Annotated in this window: 15 protein-coding genes; 1 reads left to right on the top strand and 14 read right to left on the bottom strand. The window is 63.8% G+C overall.

The genetic code is table 11. The annotated features are described in order from the left end of the window. Window position 1: 1 nt before the first annotated feature. The 14 genes from lpdA to sdhC all read right to left on the bottom strand — a co-directional run bounded on the left by lpdA (window position 2) and on the right by sdhC (window position 15,812). A complete protein-coding gene (gene lpdA / locus DC522_RS01765; RefSeq protein ID WP_116526987.1) occupies window positions 2–1,402 on the bottom strand; it encodes a dihydrolipoyl dehydrogenase in 1,401 nt (466 codons plus the stop codon). 119 nt (window positions 1,403–1,521) lie between these two features. Beyond that, on the bottom strand, window positions 1,522–2,751 hold the full coding sequence (odhB, locus tag DC522_RS01760; protein WP_116526986.1) for a 2-oxoglutarate dehydrogenase complex dihydrolipoyllysine-residue succinyltransferase: 1,230 nt from the start codon (window positions 2,749–2,751) through the stop codon (window positions 1,522–1,524). Between the two features lie 61 nt (window positions 2,752–2,812). Then, entirely contained in the window at window positions 2,813–5,773 is a 2,961-nt protein-coding gene (locus tag DC522_RS01755) for a 2-oxoglutarate dehydrogenase E1 component (RefSeq protein WP_116526985.1), read from the bottom strand. 58 nt (window positions 5,774–5,831) lie between these two features. Further along, complete coding sequence (sucD, locus tag DC522_RS01750; RefSeq protein WP_116526984.1) at window positions 5,832–6,719, bottom strand: succinate--CoA ligase subunit alpha; 888 nt, start codon at window positions 6,717–6,719, stop codon at window positions 5,832–5,834. 12 nt (window positions 6,720–6,731) lie between these two features. Then, window positions 6,732–7,931: an ADP-forming succinate--CoA ligase subunit beta gene (sucC, locus tag DC522_RS01745; RefSeq protein ID WP_116526983.1), complete on the bottom strand. Its 1,200-nt coding sequence runs from the start codon at window positions 7,929–7,931 to the stop codon at window positions 6,732–6,734. A 109-nt stretch (window positions 7,932–8,040) separates the two neighbouring features. Next, window positions 8,041–9,003, bottom strand: a complete 963-nt coding sequence (mdh, locus tag DC522_RS01740; protein ID WP_116526982.1) for a malate dehydrogenase — start codon at window positions 9,001–9,003, stop codon at window positions 8,041–8,043. Between the two features lie 230 nt (window positions 9,004–9,233). Then, window positions 9,234–9,866: a TetR/AcrR family transcriptional regulator gene (locus DC522_RS01735; protein ID WP_116526981.1), complete on the bottom strand. Its 633-nt coding sequence runs from the start codon at window positions 9,864–9,866 to the stop codon at window positions 9,234–9,236. After that, the gene (gene zapE / locus DC522_RS01730) at window positions 9,863–11,044 is read right to left on the bottom strand and encodes a cell division protein ZapE (RefSeq protein ID WP_116526980.1); all 1,182 of its coding nucleotides are present in this window, start codon (window positions 11,042–11,044) and stop codon (window positions 9,863–9,865) included. The genes DC522_RS01735 and zapE overlap by 4 nt, the downstream gene beginning before the upstream one ends. Before the next feature lie 58 nt (window positions 11,045–11,102). Continuing rightward, the gene (locus DC522_RS01725; protein ID WP_116527157.1) at window positions 11,103–11,675 is read right to left on the bottom strand and encodes an AprI/Inh family metalloprotease inhibitor; all 573 of its coding nucleotides are present in this window, start codon (window positions 11,673–11,675) and stop codon (window positions 11,103–11,105) included. A gap of 70 nt (window positions 11,676–11,745) precedes the next feature. Continuing rightward, window positions 11,746–12,273, bottom strand: coding sequence for a hypothetical protein (locus DC522_RS01720; RefSeq protein ID WP_116526979.1), 528 nt, complete (start codon window positions 12,271–12,273; stop codon window positions 11,746–11,748). An 82-nt stretch (window positions 12,274–12,355) separates the two neighbouring features. Continuing rightward, on the bottom strand, window positions 12,356–13,138 hold the full coding sequence (locus DC522_RS01715; protein WP_116526978.1) for a succinate dehydrogenase iron-sulfur subunit: 783 nt from the start codon (window positions 13,136–13,138) through the stop codon (window positions 12,356–12,358). Between the two features lie 14 nt (window positions 13,139–13,152). Further along, the gene (sdhA, locus tag DC522_RS01710; RefSeq protein ID WP_116526977.1) at window positions 13,153–14,976 is read right to left on the bottom strand and encodes a succinate dehydrogenase flavoprotein subunit; all 1,824 of its coding nucleotides are present in this window, start codon (window positions 14,974–14,976) and stop codon (window positions 13,153–13,155) included. Between the two features lie 11 nt (window positions 14,977–14,987). Then, the gene (gene sdhD / locus DC522_RS01705) at window positions 14,988–15,404 is read right to left on the bottom strand and encodes a succinate dehydrogenase, hydrophobic membrane anchor protein (protein ID WP_116526976.1); all 417 of its coding nucleotides are present in this window, start codon (window positions 15,402–15,404) and stop codon (window positions 14,988–14,990) included. Between the two features lie 12 nt (window positions 15,405–15,416). Then, window positions 15,417–15,812, bottom strand: coding sequence for a succinate dehydrogenase, cytochrome b556 subunit (gene sdhC, locus DC522_RS01700; RefSeq protein WP_116526975.1), 396 nt, complete (start codon window positions 15,810–15,812; stop codon window positions 15,417–15,419). 203 nt (window positions 15,813–16,015) lie between these two features. Between sdhC and DC522_RS01695 the strand changes: the two genes are divergently transcribed. After that, the gene (locus tag DC522_RS01695; protein ID WP_116526974.1) at window positions 16,016–16,903 is read left to right on the top strand and encodes a LysR substrate-binding domain-containing protein; all 888 of its coding nucleotides are present in this window, start codon (window positions 16,016–16,018) and stop codon (window positions 16,901–16,903) included. Window positions 16,904–17,010 lie beyond the last annotated feature (107 nt).

Here is a 17,010-nt window from a genome sequence, read left to right as displayed (position 1 = left end):
ATTACATATGGATCGCGCGCTTCTCCACTGCGAGTGCGGCTTCCTTCACAGCTTCCGCAAGGGTCGGATGCGCGTGGCAGGTGCGGGCCATGTCCTCGGACGAGGCACCGAACTCCATGGCGATGGCCGCCTCGTGAATGAGGTTGCCGGCCTCGGGGCCGATGATGTGCACGCCGAGCACCTTGTCGGTGGCGGCATCCGCGAGGATCTTCACGAAGCCGTCCGTGGTGCGGTTCACCTTCGCGCGGCCGTTCGCCGTAAAGGGGAACTTGCCGGCGTTGTAGGCGATTCCCGCATCCTTCAGTTCCTCTTCGGTCTTCCCGACCGAAGCGACCTCGGGGAACGTGTAGACGACGCTCGGGATCACGTCGTAGTTCACGTGCCCCGCTTTGCCGGCGAGGATCTCGGCAACCGCAACGCCCTCGTCCTCGGCCTTGTGCGCGAGCATCGGGCCTGCGATCACGTCGCCGATGGCATAGATGCCGGTGACGTTCGTGGCGAAATGCGCATCGGTGAGGATGCGGCCGCGATTGTCCTTCTGGACGCCCACATGCTCCAGCCCCAGGCCTTCCGTGTAGGGCACGCGGCCGATGGCCACGAGCACCACATCCGCCTCGATGGTCTCCGCAGCGCCGCCTGCGGCGGGCTCGAAGGTGAGCGTCGCGCTCTTGCCGGTCTTCTGAACGCCGGTGACCTTCGCGCCGAGCTTGAACTGGAAGCCCTGCTTGGAGAGAATGCGCTGGAAGTTCTTGGCGACCTCGCCGTCCATGCCGGGCAGGATGCGGTCGAGATACTCGACGACGGTGACTTCGGCACCGAGACGACGCCACACGGAGCCGAGCTCGAGGCCGATCACGCCCGCGCCGATGACCACGAGGCGCTTCGGCACGCTCTCGAGTTCGAGCGCACCGGTGGAGGACACCACCACCTTCTCGTCGATCTCGACGCCAGGCAGGCGCGTCACGTCCGAGCCCGTGGCGATGAGGATGTTCTTCGTCTGCAGCAGCTGGTTGGAACCGTCTTCGGCGGTCACTTCGACCTGGCCGACGCCGGCGATGCGGCCGGCGCCGATGAAGGCATCGATCTTGTTCTTCTTCAGCAGGAACTCGACGCCCTTGGTGTTGCCGTCGACGCCTTCCTGCTTGAAGGCCTGCATCTTCTTCAGATCGAGCTTGGGCGCGCTGAGGCCGATGCCGAGATCCGCGAAGTGGTCGCGCGCATCCTCGAACATGTGCGAGGCATGGAGCAGCGCCTTGGACGGAATGCAGCCCACGTTGAGGCAGGTGCCGCCGTGGGTCTTGCGCTTTTCGACGACGGCGGTCTTGAGACCGAGCTGCGCAGCGCGGATAGCGGCCACATAGCCGCCGGGACCTGTGCCGATGACGATGAGATCGTAGGACATGTGTTCGCCCCCTTGGACGTCATGGCCGGGCTTGTCCCGGCCACCCGTTCGCGAGGATGGCCACCCGGCTCAAAAAAGGTGGATGCCCGGCGCGAGGCCGGGCATGAGGTGAGTGTTTCTTAAAGGTCCAGAACGAGGCGAGCCGGATCTTCCAGGGCTTCCTTGACGCGCACGAGGAAGGTCACGGCTTCCTTGCCGTCGACGATGCGGTGATCGTAGGAGAGCGCGAGATACATCATCGGGCGCACGACCACTTGGCCGTTGCGGACCACCGGACGCTCCTCGATGCGGTGCATGCCGAGAATGCCCGATTGCGGCGCGTTGAGGATCGGCGTCGACATGAGCGAGCCGTAGATGCCGCCGTTAGTGATCGTGAAGGTGCCGCCCTGCATCTCCTCGATGCCGAGCTTGCCGTCACGCGCGCGCTTGCCGAAATCGGCAATGGTCTTCTCGATGCCGGCAACGGAGAGCTGATCCGCATCGCGCACCACCGGAACCACGAGGCCCTTCTCGGTGCCGACGGCGATGCCGATGTGGTAGTAGTTCTTGTAGACGATGTCGGTGCCGTCGATCTCGGCGTTGACGGCCGGCAGCTCCTTCAGGGCCTGGATGACGGCCTTCGTGAAGAAGCCCATGAAGCCGAGCTTCGTGCCGTGCTTCTTCTCGAACACGTCCTTGTACTGGCTGCGCAGCGACATGACCGCGCTCATGTCCACGTCGTTGAACGTGGTGAGCATGGCGGCGGTGTTCTGAGCGTCCTTCAGACGACGTGCGATGGTCTGGCGCAGCTTCGTCATCTTCACGCGCTCTTCGCGCTCGGCGTCGACCGAAGCGGAGGGAGCGCGCACGGACACCGGAGCAGCGGGTGCGGCAGCAGTTGCGCCGCCGGTGGCGATGGCAGCGAGCATATCGCCCTTCGTCACGCGTCCGTCCTTGCCGGTGCCTGCAACGCCAGCCGGGCTCACGCCGCTCTCCGCAGCGAGACGAGCCACGGCCGGGCCGTGATCCTTCGCGGCGCCCGGAGCAGCCGGTGCAGGGGCAGCAGCTACTGGCGCCGGAGCAACCTTCGGAGCCTCAGCCTTGGGGGCAGCCGCAGGGGCGGCGGCAGCGCCGCCCTCGATCACGGAGCCGAGCACCGCGCCGGGAGAGACCGTCTCACCGTCCTTGGCGACAATCTCGCCAAGGGTGCCGCTCGCAGGAGCGTTGACTTCCAGAGTGACCTTGTCGGTCTCGAGCTCGAGCACGGGCTCGTCAGCCTTCACGGGATCGCCGGGCTTCTTGAACCAGCGGCCAATGGTGGCCTCTGAAACGGATTCGCCGAGAGTGGGTACGCGGATTTCGGTTGCCATGATCGTCTTGCCGTTCGGGGCTTACAAAGCCCGATGAAAGTTATGAGAGCCTTCGCGGTTTCTACGCCGCGAAAGCCTCGTCGAGGAAAGCCTGCAGCTGGGCGAGATGCTTGGACATCAGGCCGGTGGCGGTGGCGGCAGAGGCGGGACGGCCCACGTAGCGCGGACGGTCCACCTTGGAGCCGGCGGTCTTGAGCACCCATTCGAGATAGGGCTCGACGAAGGTCCAGGAGCCCATGTTCTTGGGCTCTTCCTGGCACCACACCACGTCGGCCTTCTTGAAGCGGGAGAGCTCCGCGGCCAGCGACTTCGCCGGGAATGGGTAGAGCTGCTCGACGCGAAGCAAGTAAACATCGTCGATGCCCCGCTTCTCGCGTTCTTCGAGCAGGTCGTAATAGACCTTGCCCGTGCAGATCACCACGCGCCGGATCTTGTCGTCCTTCACCAGCTTGATGCCGTCACGACCGAGCTGCGCATCGTCCTGCAGGACGCGGTGGAAGTGCGTGCCTTCCGAGATCGCGGCCAGCGTCGAGGTGCAGCGCTTGTGACGCAGCAACGACTTCGGCGTCATGAGGACCAGCGGCTTGCGGAAGTCGCGCTTCAGCTGACGGCGCAGGACGTGGAAGTAGTTGGCTGGCGTCGAGCAGTAGCCCACCTGCATGTTGTCCTCAGCGCACATCTGGAGGAAGCGCTCGAGACGTGCGGAGGAGTGCTCGGGGCCCTGGCCCTCGTAGCCGTGCGGCAGAAGGCAGACGAGGCCCGACATGCGCAGCCACTTGCGCTCGCCCGACGAGATGAACTGGTCGAACACGACCTGCGCGCCGTTGGCGAAATCGCCGAACTGAGCTTCCCACAGGGTCAGCGCGTTGGGCTCGGAGAGGGTGTAGCCGTACTCGAAGCCGAGCACCGCCTCTTCCGAGAGCATCGAGTTGATGACCTCGTAACGGGCCTGATTCTCAGCGATGTGGTTGAGGTTCGTGTAACGCTCCTCGTTCTCCTGATCGGTGAGAACCGAGTGGCGCTGCGAGAAGGTGCCGCGCTCCACGTCCTGACCGGAGAGACGCACGCGGTGGCCCTCGAGCAGCAGCGAACCGAAGGCAAGCGCCTCCGCCATGGCCCAGTCGAGGCCTTCGCCGGATTCCAGCATCTTCTTGCGGTTATCGAGGAAGCGCTGGATGGTGCGGTGGACGTGGAAGCCCTCAGGCACCTTGGTCAGCACGTCGCCGATGCGCTTGAGCGTCTCGACCGGCACACCCGTCTGGCCACGGCGGGGATCGTCCTGATCCTCACGCACAGCCTTCAGGCCCGACCAGCGGCCGTCGAGCCAGTCAGCCTTGTTGGGCTTGTAGTTGGCGGCGATGTCGAACTCGGCGTCGAGCTTCGAGCGCCAGCTGTTCTTCATCTCCTCGAACTCGACCTCGGTCATAACGCCCTCGGCCAGGAGCTTCTTGGAGTAGAGTTCCGTGATCGACGGATGCGACCGGATCTTGCGGTACATCAGCGGCTGCGTGAACGACGGCTCGTCGCCTTCGTTGTGGCCGAAGCGGCGATAGCAGAACATATCGATCACGACAGGCTTCTGGAAGCGCTGACGATACTCGGTCGCGACCTTCGCGGCGAACACCACGGCTTCGGGATCGTCGCCGTTCACGTGGAAGATCGGAGCCTCGACCATCTTCGCCACGTCGGACGGATAGGGGGAGGAGCGCGAGAAGCGCGGGTCAGTGGTGAAGCCAATCTGGTTGTTGATGATGAAGTGGATCGAACCACCCGTGCGGTGACCGCGAAGACCCGAGAGGCCGAGGCACTCCGCCACAACGCCCTGGCCCGCGAAGGCCGCGTCACCGTGGATGAGGAGCGGCATCACCGCCGTGCGATTATCCGCCGTGCAGCCGTGCTGGTCCTGCTTGGCGCGCACCTTGCCGAGCACCACGGGATCCACAATTTCGAGGTGCGAGGGGTTCGCGGTGAGGGAAAGATGGACGTTGTTGCCGTCGAAGTTACGATCGGAGGAAGCACCGAGGTGGTACTTCACGTCGCCGGAGCCTTCCACGTCGTCGGGAGCAAACGAGCCGCCCTTGAATTCGTGGAACAGCGCGCGGTGCGGCTTGCCCATCACCTGCGTCAGAACGTTGAGGCGGCCGCGGTGGGCCATGCCGAGCACGATCTCCTTGCAGCCCAGGTTGCCGCCGCGCTTGATGATCTGTTCGAGGGCCGGAATCAGCGACTCGCCACCGTCCAGGCCGAAACGCTTGGTGCCGGTGTAACGAACGTCGAGGAACTTCTCGAAGCCTTCGGCCTCGACGAGCTTGTTGAGGATGGCGCGCTTGCCTTCCTTCGTGAAGGTGATCTCCTTATCGGGACCTTCGATGCGCTCCTGCAGCCATGCCTTCTCGACGGGATCGGAGATGTGCATGAACTCGACGCCGAGCGTCTGGCAATAGGTGCGTTCGAGGATCGCGACGATCTCGCGAATCGTGCCGAATTCGAGACCGAGCACGTTGTCGAGGAAGATCTTGCGGTCCCAGTCGGCTTCCGTGAAGCCGTAATGGGACGGATGCAGCTCCTCGTCGCTCGGACGCGGATTGATGCCGAGCGGATCGAGCTTCGCATGAAGATGGCCACGCACGCGGTAGGCGCGGATCAGCATGATGGCGCGCACGGAATCGCGTGTTGCCTGCTGCACGTCGGCCTGGCTGATCTCGGCGCCCTTGGTCTGAGCCTTGGCCTTGATCTTGTCGCCGACGGCCTTCTCGACCTGGGCCCAGTTGCCGTCGAGCGCGGAAATGAGTTCGCCGTTCGCGTGGATCGGCCAGTTCGGCTTTTCCCAGGAGGGGCCCTTGGCCGCCTTCTCGACAGCCTGCTTGTCGTCCTTCAACGCGCCGAAGAAGGCCTGCCACTCGGGATTAACCGAAGACGGGTCTTTCTCATACTGGGCGTAAAGCTCCTCGATATAGGACGCGTTCGCCCCATAGAGGAAAGCGGTGTTCAGGAAGTTTTCGTTGGCGTCTTGGCGTGCCATGGCAATCTACAATCCAAAAGGTGATTGGCCGCCCCGACACCGGGGCGGCCTTTTCTCGTTACTTACCCTTGAGAACCTCGACCAGGGTCTTGCCCAGTCGTGCCGGGGACGGGGACACGCGGATGCCTGCCGCCTCCATGGCGGCGATCTTGTCTTCCGCGCCGCCCTTGCCGCCGGAGATGATCGCGCCGGCGTGGCCCATGCGGCGTCCGGGAGGAGCCGTGCGGCCGGCGATGAAGCCGACCATCGGCTTCTTGCGGCCCTTCTTGGCCTCGCGGGCGATGAACTCGGCCGCCTCTTCCTCGGCCGAGCCGCCGATCTCGCCGATCATGATGATCGACTCCGTCTTCGGATCGGAGAGGAACATGTCGAGCATGTCGATGAACTCGGTGCCCTTGACCGGGTCGCCGCCGATGCCGACGGCGGTGGTCTGGCCCAGGCCCTCGTTCGTGGTCTGGAACACGGCTTCGTAGGTGAGCGTACCGGAGCGCGACACGATGCCGACGGAACCCGGACGGAAAATGTTGGCCGGCATGATGCCGATCTTCGATTCACCCGCGGTGACGATGCCGGGGCAGTTCGGGCCGATAAGGCGCGACTTGGAACCTGACAGAGCGCGTTTCACGCGCACCATGTCCTGCACCGGAATGCCTTCCGTGATGCAGACGATGAGCGGGATCTCGGCCTGGATGGCTTCGCAGATGGCGTCGGCCGCACCCGGCGGCGGAACGTAGACGACGGACGCATCGGCGCCGGTCTTCTCGCGCGCTTCCATGACCGTGTCGAACACGGGCAGCCCCAGATGCGTGGAGCCGCCTTTGCCGGGCGAGGTGCCGCCGACCATCTTGGTGCCGTAGGCGATGGCCTGCTCGGAGTGGAAGGTCCCGTTCTTGCCGGTGAAGCCCTGGCAGATGACCTTGGTGTTCTTGTCGATGAGGATGGACATCAGCTCGAAACCTTACTTTCCGCCGCGCACGGCGTTCACGATCTTCTGGGCGGCATCGTCAAGGTCGTCAGCCGGAATCACGTTGAGGCCGGATTCGCGGATGATCTTCTTGCCCTCTTCAACGTTCGTGCCCTCGAGGCGCACCACCAGCGGAACCTGCAGGCCGACCGCCTTCACCGCAGCGAGAACGCCGCGCGCGATGACGTCGCACTTCATGATGCCGCCGAAGATGTTGACGAGGATGCCCTTCACGTTCGGGTCGGCGGTGATGATCTTGAACGCCGCCGTCACCTTCTCCTCCGACGCGCCGCCGCCGACATCGAGGAAGTTCGCCGGCTCTTCGCCGTAGAGCTTGATGATGTCCAGTGTCGCCATGGCGAGACCGGCGCCGTTGACCATGCAGCCGATGGTGCCGTCGAGGGCGATGTAGGCCAGGTCGTACTTGGAGGCCTCGATTTCCTTCTCGTCCTCTTCCGTGATGTCGCGCAGCGCGACCACGTCAGGATGACGGTAGAGAGCGTTGCCGTCGAAGGAGATCTTGGCGTCGAGGCACTTGAGGTGCCCTTCCTTCGTGACGATCAGCGGGTTGATCTCGAGCATCTCCATGTCCTTCGCGGTGAAGGCCTTGTAGAGCTTCGTGACCAGATCCTCGGCTTCCTTGGCCAGCGGGCCGGTGAGACCCAGCGCCTTGGCGACCGTGCGGCCGTGATGGGGCATCACGCCGGTGGCAGGATCGACGGAGAAGGTGAGGATCTTCTCAGGCGTGTCGTGAGCGACCTGCTCGATATCCATGCCGCCCTCCGTCGAGACGACGAAGGCAACCTGGCCCGTGGCGCGGTCCACCAGCATCGAGAGATAGAACTCTTTCTCGATGTCGGAGCCGTCCTCGATGTAGAGGCGGTTGACCTGCTTGCCGGCTTCGCCCGTCTGGATCGTCACGAGGGTCTTGCCGAGCATCTGCTGGGCAAACTGCTTCACCTCATCGACGGACTTGGCGAGGCGCACGCCTCCCTTCTCGCCGGCTTCGGCTTCCTTGAACTTGCCCTTGCCGCGGCCGCCTGCATGGATCTGGGACTTCACGACCCAGAGCGGACCGCCGAGCTGCTTGGCAGCGGCTTCCGCCTCGTCGGCGGAGAAGATGGCGATGCCGTTGGAGACGGGAAGACCGAACTCCTTCAGAATGCCTTTGCCTTGATACTCATGGATATTCATCTGTTTTCCTCTCCGTCATGCCCGGGCTTGACCCGGGCATCCACGCCTTGGAGGCGTGGCGGTTAAAGACGTGGATGGCCGGCACGAGGCCGGCCATGACGCGCAGTGTTTAAGCGAGGGCCGGATTGATTTGCTTGCAGGCGTCCACGAGGCCCTGCACGGAAGCGACCGACTTCTCGAACATGGCCTTCTCGTCGGCCGAGAACGACACTTCGACGACGCGTTCCACGCCGTTCTCGCCGATCACGATCGGAACGCCGACGAACATATCCTTCACACCGTACTGACCGGTGAGGTAAGCGGCACAGGGCAGAACCCGCTTCTTGTCCTTCAGGTAGCTCTCGGCCATCGCGATGGCGGAAGCGGCCGGAGCATAGAAGGCGGAGCCGGTCTTGAGCAGGTTGACGATCTCGCCGCCGCCCTTGCGGGTGCGCTCGACCATGGCGTCGAGCTTCTCCTGGGAGGTCCAGCCCATCGTCACGAGGTCGGGCAGCGGAATGCCGGCAACCGTGGAGTAGCGAACGAGCGGCACCATGTCGTCGCCGTGGCCGCCGAGCACGAAGGCGGTCACGTCCTCGACCGACACGTTGAACTCTTCAGCCAGGAAGTGGCGGAAGCGGGCGCTGTCCAGAACGCCGGCCATGCCGACGATCTTCTCGGGCTTCACGCCGGAGAACTTCTGGAGAGCCCACACCATCGCGTCGAGCGGGTTGGTGATGCAGATGACGAAGGCGTCCGGGGCATATTGCTTGATGCCGTTGCCGACAGCTTCCATGACCTTCAGGTTGATGCCGATGAGATCGTCGCGGCTCATGCCGGGCTTGCGCGGCACGCCGGCGGTCACGATGATGACGTCAGCGCCTTCGATGGCGGCGTAGTCGTTCGCGCCCTTGTACTTGGCGTCGAAACCGTCGACCGGTGCGGATTCTGCGATATCGAGGCCCTTGCCCTGAGGAATGCCTTCCGCGATGTCGAAGAGAACGACGTCGCCGAGTTCCTTCAAGCCGACGAGATGAGCGAGCGTACCGCCGATCTGGCCTGCACCGATGAGCGCGATCTTTTTCCGGGCCATGGTCTGTCCTTGGATGTTGTGTAAGGCTGGCGCCTTTTAAGGGGTGGCGCTGTTTGACTCAGAAATGGGCCTGCTTCAAGCCAGCAAAAGGTTAACCAGCAAGGCTTCGTGCCCCTTCGGTGTTAACCCGTGGCTTAGTCGTTCCCGAATAGCTGTGCCTTTTCAGAGCTTTAGGCCTGTGTCCCTGCGGTAAATTTTCCTGTTACATTTATTTAAAAATGTAACTTAGCTTAGACGGTACCGATCTCGAGCGACCTGAGGATCACCCGGATCATGGCCGCCAGGCGCTGATCCAGAATGTCCTGGGGCACCTCCGCATCGAGCCTTACGGTCAAGGGGTTGATAAAGCGATAGACCGCATCGCTGATGAAGGCGAGCGCCCTCTCACGGTCCCGAGGATCGAACTTGCCCGTGACGCTGCCTTCGTCCAGCACCCGTTCGATCAGCACCCTCATCCGGGATCGGTGCTTGCGGACGAGTGCCCGTGAGGTCTCGGTGGCGGAGCAATAGACGTCGAAGAGGTGCCGGTCCTCCCTCAGGAGGTCCCGGTGGGTGCGGGCCCAGGCCTGGATCAGGCGCTCGAGCTTGTCGTCAGCGGGGTCTGGAGAATCCGCGATGTCGGCAATGGTCGCCTCGAGCCGCCGAAGCCATTGGCCCGCCACCGCATCGATGAGCGCGGCCTTGGAGGCGAAATAGCGGTACACATTGGCATGGGTCATGCCGGCGGCATCGGCGATGCTCACCACCGTCACATGCCTGGGCCCGAAGCGCTTGAGCTGGTCGGCCGCAACGGCAAGCAGGCGGCTGTCGGCCGGTGCGTCGGCCTCCGCGATCCGCTGGATGCCGCTGCGGGGCCGTCTCATGTCTCGACCAGCCCCTCGGAGCTACCGGATTCCTCGCGTCCATGCGGGAGGGAAAGATACTCTTCCGAGCGCATCTCGATGAGACGCGACACGGTGCGGTCGAACTCGAAGGCCTCGCGTCCGCTATCGGCGCGATAGAGCTCCGGCGCCTCGGCTTCGGCGGAGGCGAGCAGCTTCACCTTGGCATCGTAGAGCGCATCGACCAGCATGATGAAGCGCTTCGCCTCGTTGCGGCGCTCGAAGGTCATCTTCGGAATGTTTTCGAGGATGACGGTCTCGAACTCATCGGCGATGGCGAGGTAATCGGCGGCTCCGAGGGGCTTCGAGCAGAGGTCCTCGAAGGAGAAACGCGCCACGCCGGAGGCCGCCTGCGGCACCTCGACTAGGTGACCCTTCACGGTCAGCGTCATCGGTTTGCCGTGCTCATGGCCGGTCAGGCTCTTGAAGGCCCGAGTGAGCGCCGCATGAGAATTCTCATCGGCGGGCGCATAGAAGACGGGGCTGCCCGCGAGCTTTTCCAGGCGGAAATCCGTGCGGGATTCGAGCTTCACGATGTTCATCCGCTCCTGCAGCAGAGCGATGAAGGGCAGGAAGAGGGCGCGGTTGAGGCCGCCTTCATAAAGATGCTGTGGCTCTACATTGGAAGTCGCGACCACCACGACGCCGCGGGCGAAGAGCGCCGTGAACAGGCGGCCCAAAATCATCGCGTCCGCGATATCGGTGACGGTGAATTCGTCGAAGCACAGCACCCAGGCTTCCTGCGCCAGGGCTTCGGCCACGGGGGCGATCGGATCGTCGCCCTTCACCGCGCCGGTCTTCAGCTTCTGCCGGAAATCGTGGATGCGCTCATGCACATCCGCCATGAAGGCATGGAAATGGACCCGGCGCTTGCGCCTCACCGGCAGCGCCTCGAAGAACAGGTCCATGAGCATGGTCTTGCCGCGCCCGACCGAACCCCAGACATAGAGCCCCTTCGGCGGCGCGGGGTTCTTCTTGCTGAATAGCCAGCCGAGCGCGCTGGGCTTGCGCGCCAAGCGATAGTTGCCGAGGCTTTCTGCAAGCGCTTCGAGCTGGCGGAGCAGCTTGACCTGTGCGGGATCGCGTTCGATCACGCCTGAGGACACAAGCGCATCGTAGCGGGCGGTGATGGATTGTGGAGAGCGGAAGGTATCGGTCACGGATCAACCGATACCTTTCCCCTTGGCCAAGGGCAATGCGCCTATATGAGCAATAATCTTAGCGCGACAGCGACAGCGGGGCGCCGGACTTGGCGATCACGCCGGAGAGCGCTGAAGGTGATCCGCGCAGACGCGCCGCCACCGAGCCACCGGTCTGGTAGAGATAGACTTCGCCGTCCCGGTAATCCCAGGCGTTCACCTTCGACAGATCCTGGTTGGAGCAGCCCGAGGCCGAGGCGCGGTAAAGATCGAGCGCGGGCGAGCTCGACAGCTGGATGCGGCAGGACGAACCTGCGGCATCTCGGACCGTCCAGTTGCCGACCATGGCGGTGCGGCTTGCGGGAGCGGGCGCCGGAGCCGGAGGCAACGCAGCAACGTCCGTTCCGCCTGAGGGAGGCGCCAGGCCAGGCGCAAGGGGAGCGGTCGAACCGGCGATCGGCGGCAGGGCCTGACCTTCGATGGGGGCCAGCGGCGCGGATTCGACCGGCCCGGACGGAACCGCCTCGATGGGCGCAGGAGCAGGCGCTGCGGCGCTGCGCATCGGGGATCCGCCCAATCGCGTGGAGGAGCATGCGCCGAGTGCCAGAGCGGCGCACAGGATGGCGGTCAGAGCATAAGCACGTCGTTTCATGTCGATCATTGCAGCAGGTTGCTTTTATCTTTTCGGGAAGGTCGTCGCAGCTACCGTGAAATGGCAGAGATCAGGTACGAGTCAAGCCAAGGCGGTCGCGCAGGGCTCTAAGGGCGCCGATTTGGCTGGCGGTCGGCTCGCCGTCGGCTTCGGTCACTCTCTTGGCCATGTCGTAGATGTCAGCGCGCTGGGCGTCTTCGAGAGCCGCCACCCAGAGCTTGGAGAACTTCAGGGAGAGGGTATTGGGATCGGTGGCATGGCCCGCCACCCATTCGGCGAAGGTGAAGGTCTCCATAATGTTCGGCAGACCCATCACGTGCTGCATCTCGGCCTTGATCGCTTCTTCGGCAGCCAAACTCAGGTCCCCGCGTTCGGAGGCCAGCCCGATCAGCATGGCTACCGCTGCGGCAGCGGGGTCATCGACGGCCTCAATCGCCGAGCTTTCGGCTTTCTTGCGGAACTGCTTGCGCCGATAGGTGCCACGCGCCCGCTGAGCAGCATCGATGACTTCGCCAGCGACGTGGCCCACGTCGCGCAGGCGGTAGTACCAGAAGGCAGCAGCGCCGAGCATCCCGAGGATGGCGAGAAGAACAGGCATGAAACACTCCGGGAGTGAGCCAGAGGATCACTCCCGGAGTGTTACAACAAAACGCCATCCCTGCGCTAGGCTTTTAGTCCGCTTAGACGGCGCGAGCCACCATCATCTTTTTCACCTCGGCAATGGCCTTTGCCGGGTTCAGGCCCTTCGGACAGGTGTTGGCGCAGTTCATGATCGTGTGACAGCGATAGAGCCGGAACGGATCGTGCAGGTTGTCGAGGCGCTCGCCGGTGGCTTCGTCACGCGAATCGATGAGCCAGCGATAGGCCTGGAGCAGAGCCGCCGGGCCAAGGAAGCGGTCGCCGTTCCACCAATAGCTCGGGCAGGAAGTGGTGCAGCAGGCGCAGAGAATGCACTCGTAAAGGCCGTCGAGCTTGGAGCGTTCTTCGGGAGTCTGCCGCCACTCGGTCTCGGGCTCCGCCGTCTCCGTCTGCAACCAGGGCTGGATGGAAGCGTGCTGGGCGAAGAAGCTCGTGAGATCCGGCACGAGGTCCTTGATCACCGGCATGTGCGGCAGCGGATAGATCTTGATCGAATCCGACTCGCAATCCTCGATGCCCAGCGTGCAGGCCAGCGTGTTCTTGCCCATGATGTTCATGGCGCAGGAACCGCAGATGCCTTCGCGGCAGGAGCGGCGGAAGGTCAGCGTCGAGTCGACGTTGTTCTTGATCCAGAGCAGCGCGTCGAGAACCATCGGGCCGCAATCGTCGCGGTCGATGTAGTAGGTGTCGATGCGCGGGTTGGCACCGTCATCCGGGTTCCAGCGGTAGATGCGGAATTCCTGGACGTTGGAAGCGCCGGCCGGCTTCGGCCAGGTCTTGCCTTCGGTGTACTTGGAGTTCTTGGGAAGCGTGAACTGAGCCATCGTTGCTGTCTTCCTTAGTACACGCGAGCCTTCGGCTCGATGTACTGGATGTCGTTCGACATGGTGTAGGTGTGCACCGGACGGTAATCGAGGGTCACCTTGTGCGAGGTGTCATCGAGCCATGCCAGGGTGTGCTTCATCCAGTTCTTGTCGTCGCGCTCGGAATAGTCCTCACGGGCATGAGCGCCGCGCGATTCCTTGCGGTTCGCCGCGCCTTCCATGGTGACGACCGCCTGTCCGATGAGGTTGTCGAACTCGAGCGTCTCGAGAAGGTCGGTGTTCCAGACGAGCGAACGGTCCGTGACCTTGATGTCGGAAGAGGCGTTCCACACGTCGTGGATGAGCTTCTTGCCCTCTTCCAGAACCTCGCCGGTGCGGAACACCGCGCAGTTGTTCTGCATGGTCTTCTGCATCTGGAGGCGCAGCTCCGCGGTCGGGGTCGAGCCGTTGGCATAGCGGAACTTGTCGAGACGCGAGAGCGCGAGCTCGTCGGCGCCCTTCGGCAGGTCCGCGTGACGGGCATTCGGCTCCAGGATTTCGGCGCAGCGCAGGCCCGCCGCGCGGCCGAACACCACGAGGTCGATGAGCGAATTCGAGCCGAGGCGGTTCGCGCCATGCACGGACACGCAGGCCGCTTCGCCGAGCGCCATGAGGCCCGGCACCACCGTATCGGGGTTGCCGTTCTTCAGGGTGAGCACTTCGCCATGATAGTTCGTCGGGATGCCGCCCATGTTGTAGTGCACGGTCGGCAGAACCGGGATCGGCTCCTTCGTCACGTCGACGCCCGCGAAGATCTTCGCGCTTTCCGAGATGCCGGGCAGGCGCTCGTGCAGGATCTTCGGGTCGAGGTGATCGAGGTGGAGATAGATGTGGTCCTTGTTCTTGCCCACACCACGGCCGGCGCGGATTTCCATGGTCATCGAGCGGGAGACCACGTCACGGGAAGCAAGGTCCTTCGCGGAGGGCGCATAACGCTCCATGAAGCGCTCGCCTTCCGAGTTCGTGAGGTAACCGCCCTCGCCGCGCGCGCCCTCGGTGATGAGGCAGCCCGCGCCGTAGATGCCGGTCGGGTGGAACTGCACGAACTCCATGTCCTGCAGCGGCAGGCCGGCGCGCAGCACCATGGCGTTGCCGTCACCCGTGCAGGTGTGAGCGGATGTGGCCGAGAAATACGCACGTCCGTAGCCGCCCGTGGCGAGAATCGTCATATGGGCGCGGAAGCGGTGGATCTCGCCGGTCGACTGGTTGAGGGCCACTACGCCGATGCAGCGGCCTTCCGAATCCATCATCAGGTCGAGCGCGAAATACTCGATGAAGAAGTTCGTCTGGTTCTTCACCGCCTGGCCGTAGAGCGTGTGCAGGATCGCGTGGCCCGTGCGGTCGGCGGCGGCGCAGGTGCGTTGCGCGGTGCCCTTGCCGTATTCGGTGGTCATGCCGCCGAAGGGACGCTGATAGATCTTGCCTTCCGCCGTGCGGGAGAAGGGAACACCCCAATGCTCCAGCTCATAGACGGCGGCCGGTGCGTTGCGGACGAGATACTCGATGGCGTCCTGGTCCCCGAGCCAGTCCGAACCCTTCACGGTGTCGTACATGTGCCAGCGCCAATCGTCCGGCCCCATGTTGCCGAGCGAAGCGGAGATGCCGCCCTGCGCTGCAACCGTGTGCGAGCGGGTGGGGAACACCTTGGTGACGCAGGCGGTGCGAAGACCGGCCTGCGAGCAGCCGACGGTGGCGCGAAGACCCGCACCGCCCGCGCCTACGACCACCACGTCGAAGGTGTGGTCGACGATATTGTAGGCCTTGCCGTTGATGGCCGGGCCGTTCGTTGCTTGAGCCATGAGAGAATTCCTTAAACCAGGATGCGGCCAAGGCTGACCTTGAGGATGGCGTAGAGGCACGCCACCGCGATGATCACCGCATAGAAGTTGTTCGCGATGAGGGCGACGATCTTCTGACCCTTCGCGTGCACGTAGTCTTCGATGACGATCTGCATGCCGAGGCGCATGTGGTTCGTCACGGAGATCACGGCGAGGATGAGGATGATCGCCACGAGCGGATGCGAGATGATCGCAATCGCCTGCTCATAGGACGAGCCGGCGAGCGCGGCGACGATGATCACGAACGATATGATGAGCGGGATGTTCGAAACCGCCGTGACGCGGTGGATCCACCAATGCTCGACGCCGTGACCGGACGCGCCGAGGCCCTTCACGCGGGCGAGCGGGGTGCGCATGGAAACGCGGGTATCAAACCGATTATCGACCATGGGTCCGTCTCCTTAGAACAGCAGGAAAGCGATGACCCAGATCGCAACGGTGAGCGCGATCGAGCCGATGAGGGTGAAACGGGACATGTTGATGCGCTGGACCGCTTCCATGCCGTAGCCGAAGTCCCAAACCAGGTGCCGCACGCCGCCCAGCATGTGGTGCATCAGGATCCAGGTATAGCCGAAGAGAATCAGGTACCCGATGGGCGAGCCGAAGAACCACTGCACGCTATCGAACGTGGCAGGCCCCGAGGCCAGGGCCACGAGCCAGACCGCGAAGAGCGCGATGCCGCCGTACAGCGCAATGCCGGTCAGACGATGAACGACGGACATCGCCATCGTCCAGCTCCACCGATAAATCTGAAGATGTGGGGACAAGGGCCGCGGGGCCACTTTCGCCTCAGCCATAGCTTTCACTCCTGATCGGCGACAGAGCGTCGCCCGTAGTTTGGAATGGTTCGTATCGGAAGCGCGGGAACACCGCAATGCGCCTTCCGCCCGAGATGGTGACAAGAGAGCACACTTCGTCAGCCGCGAAGAATGCCTTGGGCTCGCTTAATGGACAATTTTTAATTATTCTTATCTCCCTTCGCGAATGACGAAGGAAACCCATGCAATTCGATCTGACCGATTTGAGCCTCTTTCGCCATGTGGTCGAGGCGGGCAGCATTACCCACGGGGCCGAGCGGGCCCATCTGGCGCTCGCCGCCGCCAGCACCCGCATCCGCAACATGGAAAAGTCGCTCGGAGCCCCCCTCCTCCTGCGCACCCGGGCCGGGGTGACCCCGACGCCGGCCGGGCGCACCCTGCTCCAGCATGCCCGCACCCTCCTGGCGCAGGCCGAGAAGCTGAAAGAGGATCTGGGGACTTATACCGGCGGTCTGGCGGGCCAGATCCGCATTTTCTCCAACACCAATGCGCTCACCGAATTCCTTCCCGAGGCGCTCGGGGCCTTCCTGGCCCAGCACCCGCAGGTTTCCATCGATTTGGAAGAGCGGCTGAGTGATGAGATCGTGGGGCTGATCGCCGAGGGCGTGGGAGATCTCGGTATCGTGGCGGGCACGGTGGATACGGGCCAGCTCGAGACCTACCCGTTCCGCAGCGACCGCTTCGTTCTGGTGGTCCCGAAGGGGCACCCCCTCGCCGTCCGCCCGAGCATCGCCTTTGCTGAAGTCCTGGAGCACGACTTCGTCGGCCTCGACCGGGCGAGCGCCCTCCAGCGCTTCCTCTCCGGCAAAGCCACGCGCATCGGCAGACCCCTTCGGCTCAGGGTGCAGCTGCGCAGCTTCGATGCCGTCTGCCGCATGGTGGAGGCCGGCGTGGGCCTCGGCATCGTGCCCGAAACCACAGCCCAACGCGCCACCCGCACCATGGCGATCAGCGCGGTGACCCTGGACGACCCTTGGGCCGCCCGCGAGTTGACGCTCTGCATCCGCTCGATGAAAGACTTAGCCCCCTCGGCGCGGCAACTGGCGGAGCATCTGCGGCGGGAAGCCTAGCCGATCACGAGATTGGGAACTCGCCCTCCTCCCTCCTGCCTCCAAAACGCCGCAGGGAGGACCAAAATCCTCTTGGCGACGGCAGTTACGAAAATGCCGCGATAGAC

The organism is Microvirga sp. KLBC 81, from assembly GCF_003075415.1.
In the GTDB taxonomy this organism is placed as follows: domain Bacteria; phylum Pseudomonadota; class Alphaproteobacteria; order Rhizobiales; family Beijerinckiaceae; genus Microvirga.
This window is presented reverse-complemented; position numbering and strand designations above follow the sequence as displayed.

Bases quoted from the DNA above. Each gene is read 5' to 3' on its own strand.
- DC522_RS01725 (WP_116527157.1), bottom strand. From the start codon at position 11,675: ATGAAACGACGTGCTTATGCTCTGACCGCCATCCTGTGCGCCGCTCTG.
- odhB (WP_116526986.1), bottom strand. From the start codon at position 2,751: ATGGCAACCGAAATCCGCGTACCCACTCTCGGCGAATCCGTTTCAGAG.
- mdh (WP_116526982.1), bottom strand. From the start codon at position 9,003: ATGGCCCGGAAAAAGATCGCGCTCATCGGTGCAGGCCAGATCGGCGGT.
- DC522_RS01695 (WP_116526974.1), top strand. From the start codon at position 16,016: ATGCAATTCGATCTGACCGATTTGAGCCTCTTTCGCCATGTGGTCGAG.
- sucC (WP_116526983.1), bottom strand. From the start codon at position 7,931: ATGAATATCCATGAGTATCAAGGCAAAGGCATTCTGAAGGAGTTCGGT.
- sucD (WP_116526984.1), bottom strand. From the start codon at position 6,719: ATGTCCATCCTCATCGACAAGAACACCAAGGTCATCTGCCAGGGCTTC.
- lpdA (WP_116526987.1), bottom strand. From the start codon at position 1,402: ATGTCCTACGATCTCATCGTCATCGGCACAGGTCCCGGCGGCTATGTG.
- DC522_RS01720 (WP_116526979.1), bottom strand. From the start codon at position 12,273: ATGCCTGTTCTTCTCGCCATCCTCGGGATGCTCGGCGCTGCTGCCTTC.
- sdhD (WP_116526976.1), bottom strand. From the start codon at position 15,404: ATGGTCGATAATCGGTTTGATACCCGCGTTTCCATGCGCACCCCGCTC.
- DC522_RS01715 (WP_116526978.1), bottom strand. From the start codon at position 13,138: ATGGCTCAGTTCACGCTTCCCAAGAACTCCAAGTACACCGAAGGCAAG.
- sdhC (WP_116526975.1), bottom strand. From the start codon at position 15,812: ATGGCTGAGGCGAAAGTGGCCCCGCGGCCCTTGTCCCCACATCTTCAG.
- DC522_RS01755 (WP_116526985.1), bottom strand. From the start codon at position 5,773: ATGGCACGCCAAGACGCCAACGAAAACTTCCTGAACACCGCTTTCCTC.
- DC522_RS01735 (WP_116526981.1), bottom strand. From the start codon at position 9,866: ATGAGACGGCCCCGCAGCGGCATCCAGCGGATCGCGGAGGCCGACGCA.
- sdhA (WP_116526977.1), bottom strand. From the start codon at position 14,976: ATGGCTCAAGCAACGAACGGCCCGGCCATCAACGGCAAGGCCTACAAT.